4 protein-coding genes, 1 tRNA gene and 1 pseudogene are annotated in these 24,532 nt (G+C 66.2%); 1 reads left to right on the forward strand and 5 read right to left on the reverse strand.

Features of this window, described 5'->3' with window-relative positions:
- Window positions 1-31 precede the first annotated feature (31 nt).
- Entirely contained in the window at window positions 32-10,936 is a 10,905-nt protein-coding gene (locus CH285_RS27645) for a non-ribosomal peptide synthetase (protein WP_176458566.1), read from the reverse strand.
- On the opposite strand from CH285_RS27645, the gene CH285_RS27650 reads away from it, so the two are divergent.
- Window positions 10,889-10,995, forward strand: a tRNA-OTHER gene (locus tag CH285_RS27650). The two genes, CH285_RS27645 and CH285_RS27650, sit on opposite strands and share 48 nt — an antisense overlap.
- A 97-nt stretch (window positions 10,996-11,092) precedes the next feature.
- On the opposite strand, the pseudogene CH285_RS28595 reads toward CH285_RS27650, so the two are convergent.
- From CH285_RS28595 to CH285_RS01420, 4 genes and pseudogenes are all read right to left on the reverse strand, one after another.
- Window positions 11,093-20,899 (reverse strand): annotated as a pseudogene (locus tag CH285_RS28595) (amino acid adenylation domain-containing protein); the annotation flags it as partial.
- A 296-nt stretch (window positions 20,900-21,195) separates the two neighbouring features.
- Window positions 21,196-21,621 carry a PPOX class F420-dependent oxidoreductase gene (locus CH285_RS01410; protein ID WP_027496298.1) on the reverse strand — a complete coding sequence of 142 codons (426 nt, stop codon included), beginning with the start codon at window positions 21,619-21,621 and terminating at the stop codon, window positions 21,196-21,198.
- A gap of 168 nt (window positions 21,622-21,789) precedes the next feature.
- A complete protein-coding gene (locus tag CH285_RS01415; protein ID WP_027496297.1) occupies window positions 21,790-22,983 on the reverse strand; it encodes a glycerate kinase family protein in 1,194 nt (397 codons plus the stop codon).
- A gap of 30 nt (window positions 22,984-23,013) precedes the next feature.
- Window positions 23,014-24,513, reverse strand: coding sequence for an SLC13 family permease (locus CH285_RS01420; protein WP_080729324.1), 1,500 nt, complete (start codon window positions 24,511-24,513; stop codon window positions 23,014-23,016).
- Window positions 24,514-24,532: the final 19 nt, after the last annotated feature.

Here is a 24,532-nt window from a genome sequence, read left to right on the forward strand (position 1 = left end):
CCACGTGCACAACCGGCGAGCTCGGCTTTCGTCACGACGACGCGATCACCGACTCCGCCCGTTGGATCAACGATGCCAGAGCGGTCGACAACCCCTCTGCACCGAGGGCGGGCAAGATGCCCGGAATCAGTGCGGACAGCGTGACCGTCACCAGAGCCTGAGGCTTCATCGCCGCGCCCATCGTCGCCGACATCTGCGTCAATTTGGCGTTCAGGGCCGCAAAATCGACACTCGTCGATTCGTGCTCGAGCGCCACCGCATCGGGCGCGGTCGCCGCTGCGTCGGCAATCAACTGCGGTAGGTCGTCGACCGTCTTCGGCTTGGCGCGCGGCGCGAACTCGGCCTTCTCCTCGTCCGTGAGGATGTCGATGGATCGCAGCACCACCTCGGGATCGGAGACGACCGTCCGCAGAATCTTCGACAGCCGCTCGGCGAACGTCGCTATCGTCGATTCGTCGAAGATCGACGTCGCGTAGGTGAACGTCGCCTCGATGTCCTGCAGCGCTCCGGTCTCGTCGAAGTTCTCGACAGCGGTCAGCTGAAGGTCGAACTTCGCCTGATCGTCGCCTGCCGGCAGCGCCTGCACCTGCAGGCCCGGCAACTCGAACGTGCCCGTCGCATGGTTCTGGAACGTCAACATCGCCTGGAACAGCGGTGTGTAGGCGCTCGACCGAGCGCGGCCGAGCGCATCGACCAGCCGCTCGAACGGAACGTCCGCGTGGCCGAACGCCGCCAGGTCCTTGTCCTTCGCCTGACGCACCAGGTCCAGGAACGTGCCGTTCGGGTCGATCTGCGTGCGCAGCACCAACGTGTTGACGAACATGCCGACCAGGTCGTCCAATTGCTCCTCGCCGCGTCCTGCGGTCGGGGTGCCGATGCTGATGTCCGACGAGTTGCTCAACCGGCCCAGCAGAACCGCGAACGCGCTGTGCACCACCATGAACGTCGTCGCCGCATGCTCGCGGGCGATCTTCTCTATGGCCGACGCCACGTCGGAACCGAACGTGAAGCCGTACGACGCGCCTTCCATGGTCGGTCGAGGTGGCCGTGGGCGATCGAGCGGCAGTGCCAGTTGTTCCGGCGCTCCCGCCAGCTCGGCGGTCCAGTAGGCCAGCTGCTTCGCCAGCGGACTGTCCGGGTCGTCCTCGCGGCCGAGTACGTCACGCTGCCACAGCGCGAAATCGGCGTACTGCACCGGCAGCGGTGCCCACGACGGCATCTCCCCCGCCACCCGAGCGGTGTAGGCGACCATGACATCGCGGATCAACGGCCCCATCGAGAACCCGTCGGCGGCGATGTGGTGAGCCACCACGGCGAGGACGTGTTCGTCGTCGCCGACCTGCAGCAGCGCAGCCCGGACCGGGACGGTCTTCGTCACGTCGAATCCCGCACCGAGGACGTCCGTCAGGCGGGACACCACGGCGTCCGGTGCCACCTGTTCGGGTTCGAGCTCCACCCCGACGTCGGCTACGCCACCGATCTGCTGCACCGGGCCGTCGACCGAATCGGGGTAGGCCGTCCGCAGAATCTCGTGGCGACCGAGCACATCGTCGAACGCGCCGCGGAGCGAGGCGATGTCGAGGGCACCGGTCAACCGCACCGCGACGGGGATGTTGTACGCGGACGAACCCGGGTCGATGCGGTTGATCGTCCACATCCGTTCCTGGGCGATCGACAGGGGTAGTCGATCGGGACGCTCGCGAACCGTCAGTTCCCGACGGGCACCGCCGCCGACGAGCGGCGCGATGTGTGCAGCGAGGCCCGCCACCGTGGACGCCGCGAACACCGATCGCACGGGAATCTGCGCGTCGAGAGCCTGGCCGAGGCGCGAGACCAGTTGGGTTGCGATCAACGAGTTTCCGCCGAGGGCGAAGAAGTCGTCGTCCAGCCCCGCGCGGTCCAGCCCGAGCAGTTCGGCAACGGTCGTCGCGACGATCTCCTCGATCGGGGTGACCGGTGCGCGGAACTCGGTGGCCTCGAAGTGCGGCGCGGGCAGCGCCTTTCGGTCCAGCTTTCCGTTGGCATTGAGCGGTAACGCTTCGAGCACCACGAATGCCGCAGGCACCATGTACGACGGAACGAGATGCGAGAGTTCGGATTCGACGTGCGCGACATCGACGACCTCCCCGGCCCGGCCGACGACGTAGGCCACCAACTGGTCACCCATGGACTCGCCGCTGTGCACCACGACGGCCGAATCTGCCACTGCCGGCTGCGACCGCAGGGCCGCTTCGATCTCACCGAGCTCGATGCGGAATCCGCGAATCTTCACCTGGAAGTCGGCCCGATCGATGTACTCGAGGTGCGCCGGGGCCGGCGTTCCGTCGACGACGGGCACCCGCCAGCGCACCAGGTCGCCGGTGCGGTACATCCGAGAACCGTTCGCGTCGAACGGATTGGCGACAAATCGCTCCGACGTCAGGTCCGCGCGCCCGAAGTAGCCGCGCGCCAGCTGCGCGCCGGCCAGGTAGAGCTCGCCGCTGACACCCGCAGGCACCGGATGCAACCGCGAGTCCAACACGAACACCGTCGTGTTCGCCTCGGGAACACCGATCGGCACCGCGGTCGTATCGGCGTCCGTCACCGCGTGCGCGGTCACCGACACCGCTGCCTCGGTCGGCCCGTACAGGTTGTGCAGGTCGGTCGATCCGTTCCGCTTGCGGAACTCCTGTGCAACGGCAGCGGGCAGTGCCTCACCGATCGCCAGCACCCGCCGCAGGCTCGGCGATACCTCGCCCGCGGCGACGGTGCCGAGCATCGACAGCATCGACGGCACCAGGTGCAGTGTCGTCACCGACCGCGTGCGAATCAGCTCCAGCAGGTAGTCGGGGTCACGATGACCGTCGGCCTCGGCCACGACGAGCCGTCCGCCGGAGGTCAGCTGCGACCAGAACTCCCACACCGACAGGTCGAACGTCGCTGCGGTCTTGAGCAGCGCTGCGTCGGTCTCGTCGAGTGCGTACTCCGCACGCAGCCAGTTCAGCTGGTTGACGACGGCACCGTGCGAGACCGCAACGCCCTTCGGACGACCGGTCGATCCGGACGTGAAGATGACGTACGCGGTGTTGGCTGCGGTGAGCGCACCGGTGCGTTCGGACGCGTCCACCGGACCACCCGAGTAGGCATCGGCGTCGAACCGGGCCAGATCCACGATCGGAGCAGCATCGGTGATCTCGGCACCCACATCGCCGGAGATCAGAATGCACGCAGGAGCGGCTGTTTCGAGGACCAACGCGTTGCGCTCGGCCGGCTGGTCCGGATCGATCGGAACGTACGCCCCGCCTGCCGTCGAGATGGCGTACATGCCGACGAGAAGATCGACCGAGCGCCGAATGGCAAGGCCGACAGGCACTTCCGGCCCGACACCCATGCCGATCAGGTGACGCGCGAGCTGCGAGACCCGCTCGGCGAACTCTCCGTACGTCACCACGCCGTCGTCGTGGACGAGTGCGACTGCAGCGCGGTCGCGTTCGGCGGCTGCACCGAACAGATCTGGAAGGGTCGTGTGTTCCACGGCACCGAAATCGTGAACCGTGTCGTTCCAGTCCTCGACGATCGCAGATCGCTCGCCGTCCAGCAGCACGTCGAGATCGCCGATGGGTGTCGACGGCGACGCCACGACGGCGGCCAGCACGGCCTCGAAGCGGGCCACGAGTGAACGGGCGGTGCTCTCGTCGAACAGATCCGTCGCGTAGGTCAGCAGGGCATCGAAGCCACCTGCCGCGCCGTCGCCCTGCTGGGCATCGGACACGATCAGATGCAGATCGAACTGTGAGTTGCCGGTCTCGGTGTCGAGCGCCGAGATTTCCAACCCGTCGAGCTCGAACTCGCGGCGAGCGAAGTTCTGGAACGAGAAGCCGACCTGGAACAGCGGGTGCCGAGCCGTCGAGCGCGTGGGGTTGACCACATCGACGAGCCGCTCGAACGGGATGTCCGAGTTGGCAAACGCCTGCAGATCGGTTTCACGTGCGGCGTCGAGGAGATCATCGAAGGTCGCCTCGCCCGGAACATCGAGTCGCAACACCAGGGTGTTGACGAACATGCCGACGAGATTCTCGATCTCGGCCTCGCCGCGACCTGCGATGGGTGTACCCACGACGATGTCCGAGGACCCCGAGATCCGCGAGAGCAGCACTGCGAAGGCCGCATGCACGGCCATGAAGACGGTCGCGTTGTGCGCACGTGCCAGTTCCGCGAGACGCGCGTGCGCGTCGACGTCGATTCGGAAATCGATGCGATTGCCGCGGAACGTCTGGCTCGCCGGACGCGGGCGATCGAGAGGTAGCTCGATCTGCTCGGGCAACTCCGACAGCGCGGCAGACCAGTATCGGATCTGTTGCGCTGCAATCGATTCGGCGTCGCCCTCGGAGCCGAGAACGTCGCGTTGCCAGAGCGCGTAGTCGGCGTACTGCACCGGCAGCGGAGCCCATGCGGGATCGGAATGCCGGGTACGGGCGGCATAGGCCGTCATGACGTCGGTCGACAACGGCATCATCGACAGACCGTCGGCGCTGATGTGATGGACCACCATCGCCAGCACGAACTCGGTGTCGGAGACTCGGAACAGCGAGGTCTTCAACGGAACCTCTGCGGTCACGTCGAACGTCGACGCCAGCAGCTCCAGCACCCGAGCGGTCACCGATTCCGCGTCGGTGTCGATCACGTCGAGAGTCGTCGGCACCTGGGACATCGGCACGACCACCTGATGCGGTCCCTCGGGCGAATCCGGGTACACCGATCGCAGTGTCTCGTGCCGCTCGATGACGTCCGAGACCGCGCTCTGCAACGCGCCGACGTTCAGGACGCCGCTCAGGCGCAGAGCGAACGGGATGTTGTACGCCGTCGAGTCCGAGTCGAACCGGTTGAGGAACCACATCCGCTGCTGCGCGAGCGACAGTGGAACTCGATCGGGACGAGGCCCTGGCACCAGCGCCGGCCGCGCGCCCGAGCCCTGCTCGACCCTCGCGGCGAGTGCCGCGACCGTCGGGGCCTCGAACAATGCCCGAACCGGGACCGTCGTGTCGGCGGAGGCACCGAGTCGGGACACCACCTGGGTGGCCACCAAAGAGTTGCCGCCGAGTTCGAAGAAGTCGTCGTCGAGACCGACCCGGTCGAGACCGAGGACGTCGGCGAACACCTCGGCGACCATGGACTCGATCGGAGTCGTCGGTTGCCTGAACTCACGGGTTCGTGCGGCCGGTTCGGGCAACGCTCGCCGGTCCAGCTTTCCGTTGGTGGTCAACGGAATTGCGTCGAGCACCACGAACGCCGACGGGACCATGTACTCGGGGAGCTGCTCGGCCACCGACGCACGGACGGCGTCGACGTCGATCGTGGAACCGGTTGCGGGCACCAGGTAAGCAACAAGGCGCGCGGCACCGGGAGCGTCCTCGCGCACGATCACCGCGGCCTGTCCGACGGCCGGAGCCGACAGAACCGACGATTCGACTTCGCCCAGTTCGATGCGGAAGCCGCGGATCTTGACCTGATCGTCTGCGCGACCGACGAATTCGAGCTCACCGGTGGGCGACCACCGGGCGACGTCGCCGGTGCGATAAAGCACGGAACCGTCGCCTGCGAAGGGATCTGCCACGAATCGTGTCGCCGTCAGGTCCGGCCGACCCAGGTATCCCCGCGCCACCTGACCGCCCGAGACGTACATCTCTCCCGGGACACCCGCCGGCACGAGGCCGAGTCGCGCATCCAACACGTACACGGACAACCCGGAGATCGCCCGACCCACCAGTGACCCCGATGGGTCCGCGGCAGCCTGCGCATCGAGCGCCCGATGCGAGACGTGGACGGTGGTTTCGGTGATGCCGTACATGTTGACCAACTGTGGGGAACGATCGCCGTGCCGATCGAACCAACCGCTCAATCGACGCAGCTCCAACGCTTCTCCGCCGAAGACGACGTAGCGCAGTGTGTACTCGGCAGCACCCGATGCCGTGCGGTCGGCCTGATCGAACTGGTAGAAAGCAGACGGGGTCTGGTTGAGCACGGTCACGCGTTCGCGAATCAACAACTCGCGCAGCGCTTCCGGCGACCTCGACGTGAAGTAGTCGACCACGACGACGGTGCCACCCGTGGTGAGCGGGCCCCACAGTTCCCACACGGAGAAGTCGAACGCGTACGAGTGGAACAGAGTCCAGACGTCGGCGGGGCCGAAATCGAAGTGCCGCTGGGTGTTCGCCAGCAGGCGGACGACGTTGCGGTGCGGGACGACGACGCCCTTGGGGGTGCCGGTCGAACCCGAGGTGTAGATGACGTACGCAGCTTCTGCGGCCGTCACCGTCGGCAGAACGTCCGTCGCGAACCGGGACTCGTCCGCTGGGGTGTCCATGTCGACCCTGGGCAGTTCCGGCGGTAGCGCGACCTCGACGCCGGTCCAGGTCAGTACCGCGGCGGGACGCGAGTCGGCGAGCACGAACTCGATGCGATCGGCCGGGTACGACGGATCGATCGGTACGTATGCACCTCCGGCCTTGAGCACCGCGAGCAGCGCCACCACGAGATCGGCCGTGCGAGGCAGTACGACTGCGACCGCGGATTCGCGGCCGACACCCTGTGCGACAAGAACTCTCGCCAGTGCCGTCGACTCGGTGTCGATGTCTCCGTACGTGCGCGAGCGACCGTCGAAGACGACGGCGGCAGCGTCCGGGTTCTCCGCGACCCTGGCCGCGAACAGGGAGACGATGGAGTCGGCAGAATCCGCGACCGCCGGTGCGTCCTGAGCAAGGGCGAGAACGTGATCGCGCTCGGCCGTATCCATCACCGGGATGTCCCCGACGGGCTGCTCGGCATCGGTACCGACCGACTCCAGCACGCGGATCAGGCGCTCACCGCAAGCGCGGGCTGTGTCCTCGTCGTAGAGATCACGGGCGAATGTCACGTCGATGGCCGAGCTGCCGTCCGCCTGGTTCTCGGTGAACGTGAACTGGATGTCGAACTTCGCCGTCTCGACGTCGAGATCGACTCCGCGCACGGTCAGGCCCGGGAGCTCGAGTTCGGTCTGCTCCATGTTCTGCACGGTGAGCATCACCTGGATCAGCGGATGCCGCGCGGCCGACCTCGGTGGGTCGAGTACTTCGACGAGTCGCTCGAACGGCACCTCCGCGTGCGCGAACGCCGACAGATCGGTGTTGCGCGTCCGGGCGAGCAGTTCGGTGAAGGCAGCACCGGGATCGATCTCGGTGCGCAGCACGAGGGTGTTGACGAACATACCGATGACGTCGTCGAGTGCCGCCTCACCGCGACCGGCGACCGGAGTACCGATGGCGATGTCGGTTTCGCCCGACAACCGGGAGAGCAACACCGCGAGAGCAGAGTGCAACACCATGAACAGTGAGCTCTGATTGGCGCGGGCTACCGCACCGAGACGCGCATGCGTCTGCGCATCGAGCGTCAACCGAATGTTGCCGCCGCGGTAGGACGACCGATCGGGACGCACTCGGTCGCCGGGGAACGTGCTCTCGTCCGGCAGTCCCGACAGCGTTCGCGTCCAATGTCGGATCTGGCCGGACACCGGTGAATCGGGATCGCTCTCGGAACCGAGCACGGTCTGCTGCCACAGGGTGTAGTCGGCGTAGCGAACCGCGAGCGGTGCCCAACCCGGTTCGCTTCCTGCACTCCGGGCCGCGTACGCGATCATGAGGTCGCGAGTCATCGGTCCGATCGAGAAACCGTCTGCGGCAATGTGATGTGTGGCCAAGGCCAGCACATACCGGTTCGAGTCGAGCTCGAGCAGGATGGCACGGAGTGGGGGTGCGGCCGTGACGTCGAAACCCTGCACGAAGAACTCGGCCAGGGCGGCGGTGACGTCGTCGGCGGTGACCTTCGTCGGTGCCAGCTCCGGAGCTACCTGCGCTGCGGGGACGATGACCTGAGACGCCACCCCGTCCACCTCGGGGTAGACGGTGCGCAGCGATTCGTGCCGTTCGATGACGTCGGCCACGGCAGAGCGCAGCGCGACGACGTCGAGGTCACCGATCAGTTCGATGGCGACGGGCAGATTCTCCGTTGCCGAATCGACGTCGAAACGGTTGAGGAACCACATCCGGCGCTGGGCGAGCGACAGCGGAACGAAGTCCGGCAACTCGGTGCGCACGAGAGGAATCTTTCGTCCCGATCCCGAGAGTTCGTCCAGCTTCGCCGCCAGAGCCGCCACCGTCGACGCCTCGAAGATGGTCCGAACACTGACCGTGGTGTCCGTCGCGGCACCGATGCGCGACGCCACCCTGGTCGCCACGAGCGAGTTACCGCCGAGAGCGAAGAACTCGTCGTCGGCTCCGACGACATCGACGCCGAGCACGTCGCGAAACACCTGCGACACCACGATTTCCGACGTGGTCGTCGGAGCGCGGAAGGCACGCTGCTCGATATCCGGTGCCGGGAGCGCGCGCCGGTCGAGCTTGCCGTTGGCGGTCAGCGGAAGTGCGTCGAGCACGACGGTCGCAGCCGGAACCATGTACCCGGCGAGCGAGCGGGCGGCGAACGCCGTCAGGTCGGCCACGTCGACGGTCGCACCGGAGGCGGGGACCACATAGGCGACCAGTTGATCTCCGGCGACGGCCGTCTGCCGAACCAGCACCACGGCCGACTCCACCGACGGGTGCCGGCGCAGCACGGTCTCGATCTCCCCGAGTTCGATGCGCAGACCACGCAACTTGACCTGGAAGTCTGTGCGGCCCAAGTACTCCAGACGCCCGGTGTGAGACGAGGACTCCCGCCAGCGCACCAGATCGCCGGTGCGGTACATGCGAGAACCCGGTTCGCCGAACGGATCCGGCAGGAATCGATCTGCTGTCAGATCTACTCGACCGAGGTAGCCGCGGGCCAGTTGGACTCCGGCGAGATAGAGCTCACCTGCGACCCCGGGAGCAACCGGGGACAGTCGGGAGTCGAGGACGTACGTTCTGGTGTTCCACACCGGAACACCGATCGGAACCAGGTCGACGTCCGCCTCGGACACCTCGTGATAGGTGACGTCGACAGCCGCTTCGGTGGGTCCGTAGAGGTTGTGCAGCGCCACGCCCGGCAGGACGCGTCGGACGCGTTCGCCGACCTCGGCGGGCAGCGCCTCACCGGAGGCGAACAGAGTCCGCAGCGACGCGGCTGCGGACGACGACTCGGCTGCGACGACGGAGACGAAGACCTCGAGCAACGACGGCACGAAGTGTGCCGTCGTGACCGACTGCGCCTCGATGGTCTCGAGCAGGTACTGCGGGTCTCGGTGCCCGTCCGGCTTCGCGATGACCAGCGTCGCCCCGATCTGCAACGGCCAGAACAGTTCCCACACCGACACGTCGAACGTGACGGGGGTCTTCTGCAACACGACATCGTCGGCGACGAGCTCGTATTCCGACTGCATCCACAGCAGACGGTTGACGATTGCCTCGTGTGTGACGGCCACGCCCTTCGGCTGCCCGGTCGACCCGGACGTGAAGATGACGTATGCGGTGTTCGTCGGGGCCAGTGCACCGATTCGGTCCGCGTCGGTGATCGGTGCATCGGAGACCCCGGACAGGTCGAGAACGTCGATGTCGATCACGTCGAGCCCGTCGGCATCCACCGAGTCTCGTGACGTGCTCAGTACGCACACCGGTGCCGCGGTGCGCAGAATGTGCGCGATTCGCTCGGCAGGCTGATCCGGGTCGATCGGTACGTAGGCACCGCCCGCCGCGACGATCGCGTGAATTCCGACGAGGAGCTCCACCGAACGACGGGCAGCGATCGCCACGGTGGTCTCGGGCCCGACACCACGATCGACGAGGTACCGCGCAAGACGAGCCACCCGTGCGTCGAACTCGCCGTAGGACACCGACTCGTCACCGAATACCAGTGCGGTTCCGTCGGATTCGACCGACCGCCCGAGGGAGGCCAGCGTCTGCGACCGGTCGACGTCGTGGTCGGTGTCGTTCCAGTCGTCGAGCACGCGCTTGTACTCGACGTCGTCGAGCAGTTCGATGTCGCCCACGACGGTCGAGAGGTTGTCGGCGACGGATTCGAGGACCTTGATCAGGCGCTCACCCAGGGTGACCACCGTGGACTCGTCGAACAGGTCGGTGGCGTAGGTGACATCGAACGTCATACCCTGCGCCGCGCCACTGGGTCCGAACGATTCGACGAACGTGAACTGCAGGTCGAACAGTGCAACCAGGGTCTCGAAGTCGACGCCCGAGACCGACAGTCCCGGTAGTTCGAGATCCTTCTGCCCCAGGTTCTGGAACGCGAGCACCACCTGCACGAGGGGATGACGTGCCGTGGAACGTACCGGGTTGAGGATCTCCACCAGACGCTCGAACGGAACGTCCACGTGTGCCAGCGCCGACAGGTCGGTCTCGCGAGCATCGGCGAGCACCTGGTCGAACCTGCGCGCGGTGTCGATCTCCGTTCGGAGCACGAGGGTGTTGACGAACATGCCGATCAGGTCGTCGAGCGCCGCCTCACCGCGGCCCGCGACCGGTGTGCCGATCGCGATGTCGGTCTCGCCGGACAGCCGCGACAGCAGTACCGCGAGGCTGGTGTGCACCAGCATGAACAGCGACGCGTTCTCACGTCGGGACGCCTCGATCAGAGCGCGATGCAGTTCTCCGTCGATCGAGAAACGCACCAGCGCACCGCTGTTCGATGCCACTGCCGGCCGGGGACGGTCGGAGGGCACATCGAGCTGATCCGGCAGACCGGCCAACGTCGTCGTCCAGAAGTCGATCTGCTGCGAGACCACGGATGTGGGGTCGTCCTCGGAGCCCAGCACCTCGCGCTGCCACAGGCTGTAGTCGGCGTAGTCGACCGGAAGCGGAGTCCAGTACGGCTCCTGGTTCATCGACCGCGCCGCATAGGCGTTCATGACGTCGCGAGTGAGCGGGCCGAGCGAGAAACCATCGGCGGCGATGTGGTGCACCACGAACACCAGCAGGTGCTCGGTGGGGCTCACCTCGAACAACCGGGTACGGAACGGGAGGTCCTTCGACAGGTCGAATCCTGTCGTCGCCAGCTCGCGCATGGCATCGGCCACCTGATGCGCGGAAATTTCGATCGGCGTCAATTCCGGTGTGGCCGACTGCGCGTCGACGATCACCTGATGAGCCGTGCCGTCGGTCTCCGGGAACACCGTCCGTAGAGACTCGTGCCTGGCGACGACGTCCGCGACCGCAATCTGCATGGCCCGGCGGTCGAGCAGACCGGACAACCGGACGGCGATCGGGATGTTGTTGGCCGCCGATTCGACGTCGAACTTGTTGAGGAACCACATCCGCTGTTGCGCCAGCGACAGCGGAATGTGCTGCGGACGCTGCTGCGGTACCAGCGGCGGCCTGCTGCCGGTGGCGACCAGGGTGCCCAGTCTGGCTGCGAGGTCGGCCACCGAGGACGCGTCGAACAGCTCGCGAACGGCGATCCGGGTGTCCAGCGCGACGCCGAGTCGGGACACGAGTTGCGTTGCGATGAGCGAGTTTCCGCCCAGCTCGAAGAAGTCGTCGTCGAGACCCACGCGCTCGACGCCCAGCACCTGGGCGTACACCTCGGCGACGGTGCGTTCGATGTCGTTGGTCGGTTCGCGGTACTCGGTGACCTCGAATGCGGGGTCGGGCAACGCTTTTCGGTCGAGCTTTCCGCTGGCACCGAGCGGGAACTCGGGCAGCACGATCAGTGTCGACGGCACCATGTACTCCGCCAGACGGCCGCGTAGCGCCGACAGAACGGCTCCGGTGTCGACCGACACCCCCGAAGGAACCACGTATCCGACGAGTTGGTCGCGGCGGACCACGACAACGGCTTGAGAGACCGACCGCTGCGCGAGCAGCGCCGTTTCGATCTCACCCAGTTCGATGCGCAGGCCGCGCAACTTGACCTGGAAGTCGGAACGCCCGACGTATTCGAGCTCGCCGTCGCGATTCCAGCGCACGACGTCGCCGGTGCGGTACAGCCGCGCGCCGCCATCGGCGAACGGGTGAGCGACGAACCTGTCCGCGGTCAGGTCGGGGCGTCCCACATAGCCACGCGCGAGCTGGGTGCCGGCGAGATAGAGCTCACCTGCAACACCGACCGGGGTGGGATGCAGTCGCGAATCCAGCACGTAGACAGCAGTGTTCCAGACCGGAGCACCGATCGGCATGACGTCGGAATCCGAATCCGTGACCGCATGGTACGTCACGTCCACGGCAGCCTCGGTCGGTCCGTACAGGTTGTGCAGTTCCACCGATGCGACCGCACGCCGCAGTGCGCGAGCGGTGGTGGGCGGTAGCGCCTCGCCGGAGGCGAACATCAGTCGGAGCGAGGCTCCCGCGCTGCGACGCCGCTCGACTTCGGGCACGAACACCGACATCATCGACGGCACGAAGTGCACCACCGAGACACGTTCGCGTGCAATGACATCGAGCAAGTAGATGGGATCTCGGTGACCGTCGGGAACGGCGATCACCACCGAGGCACCGACCTGGAGCGCCCAGAAGAACTCCCACACCGACACGTCGAACGTGGACGGCGTCTTCTGCAGCACCACGTCGCGCGGAGTCAGGGCGTATTCGCCCTGCATCCACAGCAGTCGGTTGACGATCGCGTCGTGCGACACCCCGACACCCTTGGGACGGCCCGTCGAACCCGATGTGAAGATGACATACGCGAGATTCCGCGAACGCAGTGGGGCGCGTCGGTCGTTGTCGCGCAACGGTTCCGACGACAGGTTAGAAGTATCGAGCGTGTCGATGTCGATCGTGTCGACGTCGGGGAATTCGACGTGATCGCGCACGGTGGACAACACCCGGATCGGTGCCGCGGTGGCCACGATGTAGTCGTTGCGATCCGCCGGTTGGGTCGGGTCGATCGGCACGTATCCGGCCCCGGCCTTGACGATCGCGTACATGCCGACGAACAGGTCGAGGCTGCGGGCGATCGCGAGGCCGACCAACGTGTCGGGCCCGACGCCCAGCGAGACCAGATGGCGCGCAAGACGGTTGGCGCGTGCATCGAACTCGGCGTACGTCAGCCGCTCACCCTCGAAGACCAGCGCAGTTGCGTCCGGGGTCAGGGCGACCTGTCGGTCGAACAGGTCCACCAGAGTGATGTCGGCGGGGACCTCGTGTTCGGTGTCGTTCCATTCCGCCACCACGCGGTCGTGCTCGCCGTCGTCGAGCAGATCGATGTCTCCGACGGCCACCGACGAATCGGCCACCACGGCCGTGAGCATCCGTACGAACCGGTCGGCGAACCCGCGAACGGTCTCGGCATCGAAAAGATCTGTCGCGTAGGTCAGTTCGGCGGCCATGCCCTGTCCGCGGCCGTCCAGTCCGATCGACTCGGTCACGGTGAGCTGCAGGTCGAACTTGGCGATTTCGGCATCGAGGGCGACGCTGTCCACCGACAGGCCCGGCAGGTCGACGTGTGTTCGGGTGAGGTTCTCGAACGAGAGCATGACCTGGAACAGCGGGTGTCGAGCTTGCGACCGCGACGGGTTGAGGACCTCGACCAGACGCTCGAACGGTAGATCGGCGTGGCCGAAAGCTCCGAGCGCGACTTCGCGCGCGCGGCCGATCTGTTCGGAGAACGTGCGTCCGGAGTCGATGTCGGTGCGCAGAACGAGCGTGTTGACGAACATGCCGACCACGTCGTCGAGCGCTGCGTCACCGCGGCCGGCGACCGGAGTACCGATGGCGATGTCCTCGGTGCCGGACAGCCGGGCCAGAAGCACGGCCAGTGCGGCGTGGACGACCATGAACAGCGATGCGTTGTGGGTGTGAGCCAGGGCGGACAGGCCCTGGTGCACATCGGCAGGCACGTCGAATCCGATGGAGGAGCCCTGGTAGGACTGGCGACTGGGGCGCGGCCGGTCGGTCGGCAGATCGAGCTGGTCGGGTAGGCCGGCGAGGATGTCGGCCCAGTAGTTCACCTGACCGGAGATCAGCGACTGCGGATCGTCCTCGGAGCCCAGAACCGAACGCTGCCACAGGCTGTAGTCGGCATACTGCACTTCCAACGGCATCCAGGCCGGGTTCTCCCACGCGGTGCGCGAGGCGTAGGCGATCATGATGTCTCGGGCCAGCGGTCCCATCGACCATCCGTCGGCCGAGATGTGGTGCACCACCATGGCGATCACGTGTTCGCGTGGGCCGATCTCGAACAGTCGGGCCTGGATCGGAACGTTGACGGTGACGTCGAACGTCGTCGACGCGAGCGCGAAGACCTGTCGCTGAATGTCGGCTGCCGAGGTCGGAATCGGCATCAGGTTCGGCACCGTCTGAGCGGCGTCGAGAATGGACTGCTGCGGTCCGTGGGCGGTGTCGGGATAGACGGTGCGCAGCGACTCGTGCCGGTCGATCACATCCATGATGGCGACCTGCAGTGCCGCGACATCCAGGTCGCCGGTCAGCTTCAGCGCGAACGGAATGTTGTATGCGGCGGAGTCGACGTCGAACCGGTTGAGGAACCACATGCGTTGCTGCGCAAGCGACAACGGGATGCGCTCCGGCCGGACGGTCGCGACCAGTGCAGTCCGGCCGCCCTCCCCCGCGGCCTGTTCGACGCGCACCGCGAGCAGTGCAACCGTCGACGCCTCGAACAGCATGCGCACCGGCACGGTGGCGTCGAGTGCCACTCCGAGCCGCGAGACCACCTGGGTGGCGATCAGCGAGTTACCGCCGAGCTCGAAGACGTCGTCGTCCAGTCCTACTCTCTCGACGCCGAGGACCTCGGCGAAGACGTCGGCGACGATCTCTTCGATCGGTGTCGTCGGTGCGCGGAAATCTCGCACCTCGAACACCGGCGCAGGCAGTGCGCGCCGGTCCAGCTTTCCGTTGACCGTCAACGGAATCGTCTCCAGTGCAACGAACGCCGACGGAACCATGTACTCCGGCAACAGTTCGGCGATACCGGTTCGCAGATCCTCGAGGTCGAGGGTCGGCCGACCGTTCGCCACCGCCGAGACCACGTAGGCGACCAACCGGGCCGCCCCGGGCGAATCCTCACGGACGACGACGGCGGCCTGGGTGACGGCGGGGTGCGCGGTGACCGCGGCCTCGACCTCACCCAACTCGATTCGGAAGCCGCGCACTTTGACCTGATCGTCGGAGCGCCCCAGATATTCGAGCTCGCCCGATGCGTTCCACTGCGCCAGATCGCCGGTGCGGTAGAGCAACGACCCGGCATCGGGGCCGGAGGCGAACGGATCGGCCACGAACCGCACCGCGGTGAGCGGTGCGCGTCCCAGGTATCCGCGCGCCAATTGTCCACCGGCAACGTACATCTCGCCGGGCACCCCGACCGGGACCGGATGGAGCCGGGTATCGAGAACGTAGACGCGCAGCCCTGCGATCGGCTTGCCGACCACCGATGCGGTCGTTGCGACGGACGCGGAGCCCAACGCTTGATACGACACGTGCACCGTGGTCTCGGTGATGCCGTACATGTTGATCAGCTGCGGTGCACGATCGCCGTGCCGCTCGAACCAGCCGCTCAATCGACGCTGTTCGAGCGCCTCGCCGCCGAAGATCACGTAGCGCAGAGACAGCTCGCCGCCGGTCGAGGCCGCCGTGCGATCGGCCTCGGACAGTTGGTAGAACGCCGACGGAGTCTGGTTGAGCACCGTCACTCGTTCGTCCACGAGCAGCTGATGGAACGCTTCGGGTGAGCGCGAGGTGAAGTAGTCGACGACCACCAGAGTGCCGCCGTACAGCAACGGACCCCACAGTTCCCACACCGAGAAGTCGAACGCGTAGGAATGGAACATCGTCCACACGTCGTCGGCTCCGAAGCCGTAGACCGCATCGGTGTTCGCGAGCAGCCGAACCACGTTGCGGTGCGGCACCAGAACACCCTTGGGGCGACCGGTCGACCCCGAGGTGTAGATGACGTACGCGACGTTGGTGGGGCGAAGCGGGCGAATGCGATCGGTGTCGGTCACCGGTGCGTCCGAGATCGACGACAGATCGACCGTGTCGATGTCGACGAACGTTGCGCCGATACGAGATTCGACGTCCGCGGGCAGCTCGATCGGGTCCGTTCCCGAGAAGAGAATCGATGTCGGACGCGCATCGTCGAGCATGTACTCGACGCGGTCCAGCGGGTAGCTCGGATCGACGGGGAGGTAACCGCCACCGGCTTTCACGACCGCGACCAGCGCGACGACGAGTTCCGCCGACCTCGGTAGGGCGACCGCGACGAGGCTCTCGGGGCCGACGCCGTGCGAGATCAGTACGCGGGCAAGGCGATTGGTCCGAGCATCGAACTCGGCGTACGTCAGCGACGTGTCGCCGAAGCGCACGGCCGCTCCGTCCGGCTGTGCCGAGGCCGCAGCGTCGAGCAGGTCGATCAACGTCACGTCGCGAGAGACGTCCGGCCCGGACACGTTCCAGGTGGACACGACGGACTCGTATTCGGCGGCGTCCACGATGTCGACGTCGCCGACCGGAACCGACGCGTCGGTGGTGACTGCGTCCAGAATTCCGAGGAAGCGCCGCGCGAAGCTGTCGACCAGATCTGCGTCGAACAGATCGGTCGCGTACTCGAACACCGCATCGATACCAGCGGCAGTTCCGTCGACCTGGTGCTCGGTGAGCCAGAGCTGGAGGTCGAATTTCGCTATCGGGACGTCGAATTCGGCGGCCACGGCGCGGAGCCCGCCGACGGTGAGTTCACGAGACATGGCCGATTCCAGGGAGAGCGCCACCTGGAACAACGGGTGCCGTGATGTCGAGCGGACCGGATTGAGAACCTCGACCAGGCGCTCGAACGGAACGTCGGCATGCGCGAACGCCGACAGGTCCGTGTCGCGGACGCGAGCGAGCAGCTGCTCGAACGACAGTGCCGGATCGACATCGGTACGAAGTACCAACGTGTTGACGAACATTCCGACGAGGTCGTCGAGTGCAGGCTCACCGCGACCGGCCACCGGCGCGCCGATGGCGATGTCGGTGGTGCCGCTCAGTCGAGCCAGCAACAGCGCGTACGCCGACTGCATCACCATGAACAGCGACGAGTTGTTCGCGCGGGCGAGATCGGCCAGAGCACTGTGCAACCGGGCCGGAATCTCGATGCGCAGCTTGCTGCCTGCGTTGGACGACACGGCGGGGCGGGGCCTACTCGACGGCAGCGCCAGCTGATCGGGTAGATCCTCGAGTGTGGCACTCCAATAGGCGATTTCGCGTGCAGCGAGCGAATGCGGATCGGTTTCGGGACCGAGTACCGCACGCTGCCAGAGCGCGTAGTCGGCGTACTGGACCTCGAGCGGCGTCCACTCGGGAGCGCGGCCCTGTATCCGGCTCGAGTAGGCCAGCAGGACGTCGCGCGCCAACGGTCCGAAAGAGGCTCCGTCGGCAGCGATGTGGTGCAGGACCATCGCCAGTTCGTACTCGGTGGGCGACATCTCGAACAGCGCGATTCGGAACGGCGTGTCGATCGTGACGTCGAAGCCCTTGGCCACCAACTCGTGCAGTCGGCCACCGAGCTCGTGCCGTTCGATGCGGATCGGGGTGATCGTGGCCGGTGTCCTGGCCGCGTTGAGCACGACCTGCTCGGGCGATCCGTCCACTTCCGGGTACACAGTGCGCAGCGTCTCGTGTCGTTCCACGACGTCCGCGAATGCGGCCGACAGGGCACTCACGTCGAGTGGACCGCTCAGATGGACCGAGAACGGCAGGTTGTACACCGCAGTGGCCGGATCGAACCGGTTGAGGAACCACATGCGTTGCTGTGCGGGCGAGAGTGGGATGCGCTCGGGGCGTTCCCGGGATTCGAGGATCGGGGTGTCGGATCCGCGGCCGGCAGCCGACTCGGCCCGGGCAGCCAGTGCGCCGACGGTGGGGGCCTCGAACAGCTCGCGCACTCCCAGGCGTACTCCGAGTGCGCCGCCGACTCGTGTCACCAACTGTGTGGCGATCAGCGAGTTGCCGCCGAGCTCGAAGAAGTCCTCGTCCAGACCGACCTTGGACGCGCCGAGCAGGTCCTCGTAGATTCCGGCGACGACGTATTCCGCGCGGCTCTGCGGTGCTCGGTACTTCTTGGCGCTGGTGAACACCGGCTCCGGCAACGCTTTTCGATCGAGCTTTCCGCTGGTGTTGAGCGGCAGTGCATCGAGCACGACCACTGCTGCGGGAACCATGTAGGACGGCAGCGCATGCCCGGCGAATTCGATGGCCTCGGCGGAGTCGATGGACTTCCCCGGCCCGGCGACGACGTAGGCGACGAGTTGGTCACCGGTGACCGTCTGCACGACCAATGTCACTGCCTGCGAGATGGATTCGTGTGCGAGCAGCACGGTTTCGATCTCGCCCAGCTCGATGCGCTGGCCACGGAACTTCACCTGGAAGTCAGTGCGTCCGATGTAGTCCAGCACTCCGTCGCTGCGCCACCGAACGAGGTCGCCGGTGCGATACATCCGCTCTCCGGCGTCGCCGAAGGGGTTGGCCACGAACCGATCCGAGCTCAGGTCGGGGCGACCCACGTAGCCCCGCGCCAGCTGGACGCCCGCGAGGTAGAGCTCGCCCGCTTCTCCCACCGGAGTGGGTCGCAGCCGGCTGTCCAGTACGAAGGCGCGGGTGTTCCACTCGGGCACACCGATCGGGACGGTTCGCGTGTCCTGTGGGCTGCTCTCGTGGTACGTCACCGAGACCGCCGCCTCGGTGGGACCGTAGAGGTTGTGCAGTCCTGCGGCGCAGACGGATCGGAATGCTGCTGCCGTCTCGACCGGAAGCGCCTCGCCGATCACGAAGACGTGACGCAGCGAAGCACAGGTGTTGGCCGGCGCGTTGGCGACGAACACAGTCAGCATCGAGGGCACGAAGTCGGTGACCGTGACGCGATGCTCGGCGATCCTGTTCGCCACATAGACCGAGTCGCGATGCCCGTCGGGGGTGGCGAGCACCATCGTCGCGCCCACTCGCAGCGGCAGGAAGAAACCCCACAGCGAGACGTCGAACGTCGTCGCCGTCTTCTGCAGATAGACGTCGGTGGTATCCATCGGATACTCCGCCAGCATCCACTCCATCTGATTGTGGATGGCGGCGTGCTCCACGGCGACGCCCTTCGGGCGGCCGGTGGAGCCGGAGGTGTAGATGACGTACGCGGTGTTCGAAACACGAAGCGGCGCAATCCGTTCCGCGTCTCCGACCGGAGCGGACGACCGGGCGGACAGGTCGGCCAGATCGACGGCGACCGTCTCGGTGCCCTCGGGCAGCGACACGTCGTCACGCGACGAGATCAGTACGCACCGCGGCTGCGCGGAATCGAGGATGTAGGCCGTGCGTTCGGCAGGATGATCCGGGTCGATCGGTACCCACGCTCCGCCTGCCGCCACGATGGCGTACATGCCGACCACGAGATCGAACGAGCGTCGAATGGACAATCCGACGAGAGTCTCCGGGCCGACGCCCATGTCGATCAGATGGCGAGCGAGGCCGTTCACCCGCGCCGACAGTTCTCCGTAAGTCAGGACGTCGCCCTCGTACACCAGAGCCGTGGCGTCGGGACGAGCTGCCGCAGCAGCCTCGAATGCGGTGAGCAGAGTGCTGGGCGTGGTCTCGTGTTCGGTGTGGTTCCACTCGGAGACGACCAGTGCGCGCTCGGATCCGTCGGTCAGAGCCAGGTCCCAGACGAGGTCCGTCGGGGCTGCTGCCACGAAACGGCCGAGGAAGTCGACGAACCGCTCGTGATTGCGGCCGGACTGATCGGGGCCGTAGAGGTTGGGGTTGGACTCGAAGTCGATGTGGGTCGTGGCCCCGGCGACGCTCGTGTAGAGGTTCAGTCCGAAGTCCTCGATGAGGCCGGTGGAGAGGATGTTGATCCCGCCGACCATCGATCCCAGGCGCACCTCGCCGAAGAACAGCATGATGTTGACCCAGGGACCGAAGAACGCAGCTTGACCGCTTGCGCCGCCGGCGTCGCGGCGAATGTCCTCGTGCCGGTACCGCTGGTGGCGCAGTGCACCGGAGACTTCGGCGTTGACGCGCGCCAGCATCGTTTCGACGGTGGTGTCGCCCGAGACGTCGAACCGCAGCGGCACCACGTTGGACACCATGCCGCCGGAGCGGCGCAGAACCGCGGTGGTTCGCGCAGTCACCGGCAGTGACAGCACGACGTCCTCGCGGCCGGTCATCTGGGCCAGATACGCCGCGAACGCGGCGATGACGATGGTCGCCATCGTCGTGTCGGTCTCGGCGCGCAGGGCATCGAGACTGCTCATCGTGTCGGTAGACAGAGCGGTGCTGTCGATCTGACTCTTCGGGGCCGGCGGAGCGGTGTGTCCGGCGAGGGTGGTGACTCCGTCGATTCCGTCGATCCGCGACGCCCAGTATTCGCGATCGGCCTGAAAGCGGCTCGAATCGCGGTAGGACATCTCGATGTCGTAGACCTTGGTCAGATCCGAGGCCAGGTTCTTCGTCGGTTCGGTGCCCTCGACCTCGGACGTGTACAACTCCGCAGCGCGGTTCATGAAGGTCACGGCACCGAAGCCGTCGAGAACGACGTGGTGCACGCGCTCGTACCAGAACCAGACATCGTCCTCGATACGCAAGACGGTGGCGGCGATCAGTCGATCGCGAAGAATGTCGATCGGAGCGCTGTAATCGGCGTGCATCCACTCGAGGGCGGCCGCGCGAGGGTCGTTCTCGCCGCGCAGATCCACCAGTCCGAGCGAGTCGTCCAGGGTGGGGTCGACGATCTGTCGTGGCTCCGCGTCGATCTCGGTGATACGGACGAAACCGGACTGCAGTTCGAGGGCTGCGCGCGACGATGCGCGCCGCAACAGTTCGACGTCGAGATCACCGCGCAGCTCGACGTACTGCGCGATGTTGGCGGGTACCGAGGGGTCCACGTGCTGCGCGAACCACATCCCCAATTGGGCCGGTGACAGTGGGAACGAGGGATGCTGCCGACTGTCGACTCCCGTGTCGTCGTCTCCAGCACCTTCCACACCTAGCGGGTCCAATCGATTCCTCTCTTTCCCACAATCACACGCGCCCCCACCGGCCGCCGAAGCGGCGGACAACGATGGGCACCGAACACATCGAGCAAGCTGACTACGTCGATCTCTATTTTCTCACCATGAACAACTCGGAAGTTACCTTTCAGTACTTATCCGTCGAGATGGGCCGGACCGTTACATGCCCAGCACGCGTCGAGAGCACCCGCCCCCGTACGTGCAGAACCGGTGGCTGGATTCGGCACCCGGCCAATCTACAGGCCCTCACGCGCGGAGTTCGTCGGTTGTCACGCCGTCATGTCGAAAGCGGCAATCACCTTGGTAGGTACCAAACGAACGATCAATTCGCCCGGAACTCCATTGCGTCTGCCGAACTCCTCCCCTCTGTCGCGGCCCATGTACCGCGCTCCGATCTCGGTGGCCGTACGCACCAGTTCTCGGGGATCCTCGTCGATCGAGGCAACGCCCTGCACCTGCACGAACCCGTACGGCGGCTCTTCGAGATCGACGGTCAACACGATCCGAGGGTCCCTGCGGATCGCTCGCCCCTTGGCGGTATCGGCTCCGGTGTTGAACACGATGGAATCGTCCTCGACGACGAACCAGATCGGGGCGACCAGGGGCCGTCCGTCCGAAGCAAGGTAGCCGACCTTTCCGGTGCGGGTACCTGCCGACAGAAACTCTCGCACGCGTGGATCGGTGAAAGACGTCATCGACGTCACGCTACTCGGCCGGACCGACAGGTTCACGTCACCGACGAACTCGGCCAGGACGTGCCGCTCGATAGACGATGCTGTGCCGGGCACCGTCCGCATATCTCGCGCGTCGAATCGACGATCTCCTGCACGAGATCGCGGAGGGGCTTCGTCGATACGGCCCTCTCAGCGACCCAACGTCGCTCCGATCAGAATCAATCTCATCGCTCGCTCCGTGGCATCGGTCAGAAACTCGGCACCTCGTTCGAGCGCTTCGACCAGTTCGACCGGCGAGGGCAGAATGCCTGCGAAGGCGTCGATACCCGAGTCGTAATTGGCCCGGGCATCGAGACCGATGGTGCCCGCGAGCGCCACCACTGGTTTGCCGTGGAGCTTCGCTCGGCGCGCGACCTCCGTAGGGATCTTGCCCTTCGGCGTCTGCTTGTCGATGGAACCCTCGGCGGTCAACACCAGATCGGCCGTCGCGATGAGGCTGTCGAGATCGACATGATCGAGCATCACCTCGAAGCGCGGTAGGAGCTCTGCTCGCAGGACTGCAGCCACGCCGGCACCCATCCCGCCGGACGCCCCCGTGCCCGGCCCGGTGCGCAGGTTCAGGCCCGAGGGCCGTGTCGACACGTCACGCTCGAGCACCTCGGCCCAGCGGTCCATCGCAGCCGACAGAACCTCCACTTGCCCCGGAGTGGCACCCTTCTGCGGTGCGAAGACCCGGGCGACTCCCCCCGGTCCACACAGAATGTTGTGCGGATTGCATGCGACCCTGATCTCCACACCGCTTCCCGGAGTCAGACGTGGATCGAGACCGGACACATCGATGTGATCGAGACGGACCAACTCGCCTCCGCCGTCACCCAATTCGAGGCCTTCGGCATCGAGGAGTCGCACTCCGAGCGCTTGGAGCAAACCTGCGCCGCCGTCCGAAGTACCGGAATCACCGCAGCCCAAAAGAATTCGTTCGGCACCGTAATCGAGGGCGGCGCGGATGAGCTCACCGACTCCGCGGCTCGTGGTGATCGTCGGGTCACGCATATCTCGCGGAACCAGCGACAGGCCGGCCGCCGCTGCCATCTCCACGACCGCTGTGATCGGCCCGTCGGTTCCCAGGAGAGCGAAATGGGACGCCACCGGCGTGCCGACCGGCCCGGTCACGACGGCGTCGATCACCTTTCCCAGGGTGGCACCGGCAAGTGCGCGGGCAGACCCTTCACCCCCGTCGACCAGGGGAACCGAGCTGACGATGGCACCGGGCACCACCCGGCGGATACCTGCACCGATAGCCACTGCGACCTCGTCGGCACCGAGGGATTCCTTGAACCCGGACGGGGCGACGACGAAGCGGAGAGGAGTTGAAGAGGGCATGGTGATCGTGTCCTTGTCGGAAGTCGGAGATCAGGAGATGGGAGTGCCGAGCAGAGGCCACACGGCGACGGCGAAGAACAGCACGGTCACTGCGGTCAGCGGCGCGAGGAACGCGGACAGCCGCAGCAGGTCCTTCGGTGAATATGTATCCACACCTTCGGCTTTGGCGAAGATCGCCACTGGCTTCGCCGAGGACGGCATGGTGTGGCAGAAGCCTGCCGCAGCCGTCGAGGCGAAGGCCGCGGCCACTGGATCGATGCCGAGCGCCACAGCCGTGGTGACGACGAGTGGAACCAGCACGGACGAACGGGCCGAGCGAGATTGGATGAGAAGATGTGACGCGACGGACAGAACGATCACCACTGCAATGAACACCCAGGGCGGTGCCGATCCGATCGGGACCACCGTGAACAGCCCGTCCGAGAGCCACCCTGCCGCACCGGACGTCGTCAGCGCGGTCCCGAGGGCCAGCGTCGCCGCCATGAACAGCAGCAGCGACCACGGCACCGTCGACAGCGCCTTGCCGAAATCGGTGGTACCGAAACGCGGAGAGGTGGAGATCAGTGCACCGAGCAGGGCGATGATGGCGGGGTGCACGCCGTGCAGCGGTTCCGAGCACCACAGCACGATGACGACGGCCAGCAACGTCGCGGCCCGGTTCTCCGCGATGGTCAGCGGTCCCGTCACCGGGGTGGGAAGCCGCGACGCCATGTCGGATACGTTTACCGCCAGTGGGATTCGGCGATCCTCACGATCGGTGAACAGCAGCAGTACGAGTTCGGCCGCACAGTGGCTACTGACCACGGCCAGCGGCACACCGAGCAACAACCACGCGGTGAAGCTGATGCCGGTGCCCGTCGCACTTTCGAGCACCTGGCTGGTGATCAGATGTGCCCCCGCGCCGATGAGGGTCGCCACAGCGGACAGCAGGATGACGGTGGGAAACAGGATTGCCAACGCCCGCACCACCCGCTTGCGCTCGGCGAGCGCCTGCGCCAACGCCACGAACACCGGCAGCGCAAGTGCCGCACGACCCGAGGTGGCAGGAATTGCGAATGCGGTCACGATCAGTGCAGACGTCACCAAATGGGCGAGCTGGCGTACGCTGCCCGCACCGCTGACGATGAACACCGCTGCGCGCGTTGCCAAACCGGACTCGCGAACTCCAGCGGCGATGATGAACGCCGCGATGAGAAGCCAGATGGTCTCTTCGCCCAGAGTGTCGAACAAGGCGTCGGTGCTGACCACACCTGTCAGTACCAGAGCCAGTGCGGCACCGAGTGCGACGTAGGTGTCGTCGATCTTGGTGAACACCCAGAGGGCGACAGCTGCCGAGAAGACGACGAGCGTCGTCCGTCCCGCGCTCGGCAACCCTTGCGCCGCGCCGGCGAGCACGGCCAACAGCACCAGCAGTGCAACCGAACTGACGACGAGCTGAACCACCCGGCGGGTCCACAGATCGCGAAAGCGCCACGCCCGCATCGGTTGCGGAAGGGGAGGTGGCTGCGTCCTGAAGCTGACCGTGTTCATGATTACCAGTCTGGAGCCG

The sequence above is a fragment of the Rhodococcus sp. 05-2256-B1 genome (assembly GCF_002258465.1).
Classification (GTDB): domain Bacteria; phylum Actinomycetota; class Actinomycetes; order Mycobacteriales; family Mycobacteriaceae; genus Rhodococcoides; species Rhodococcoides fascians.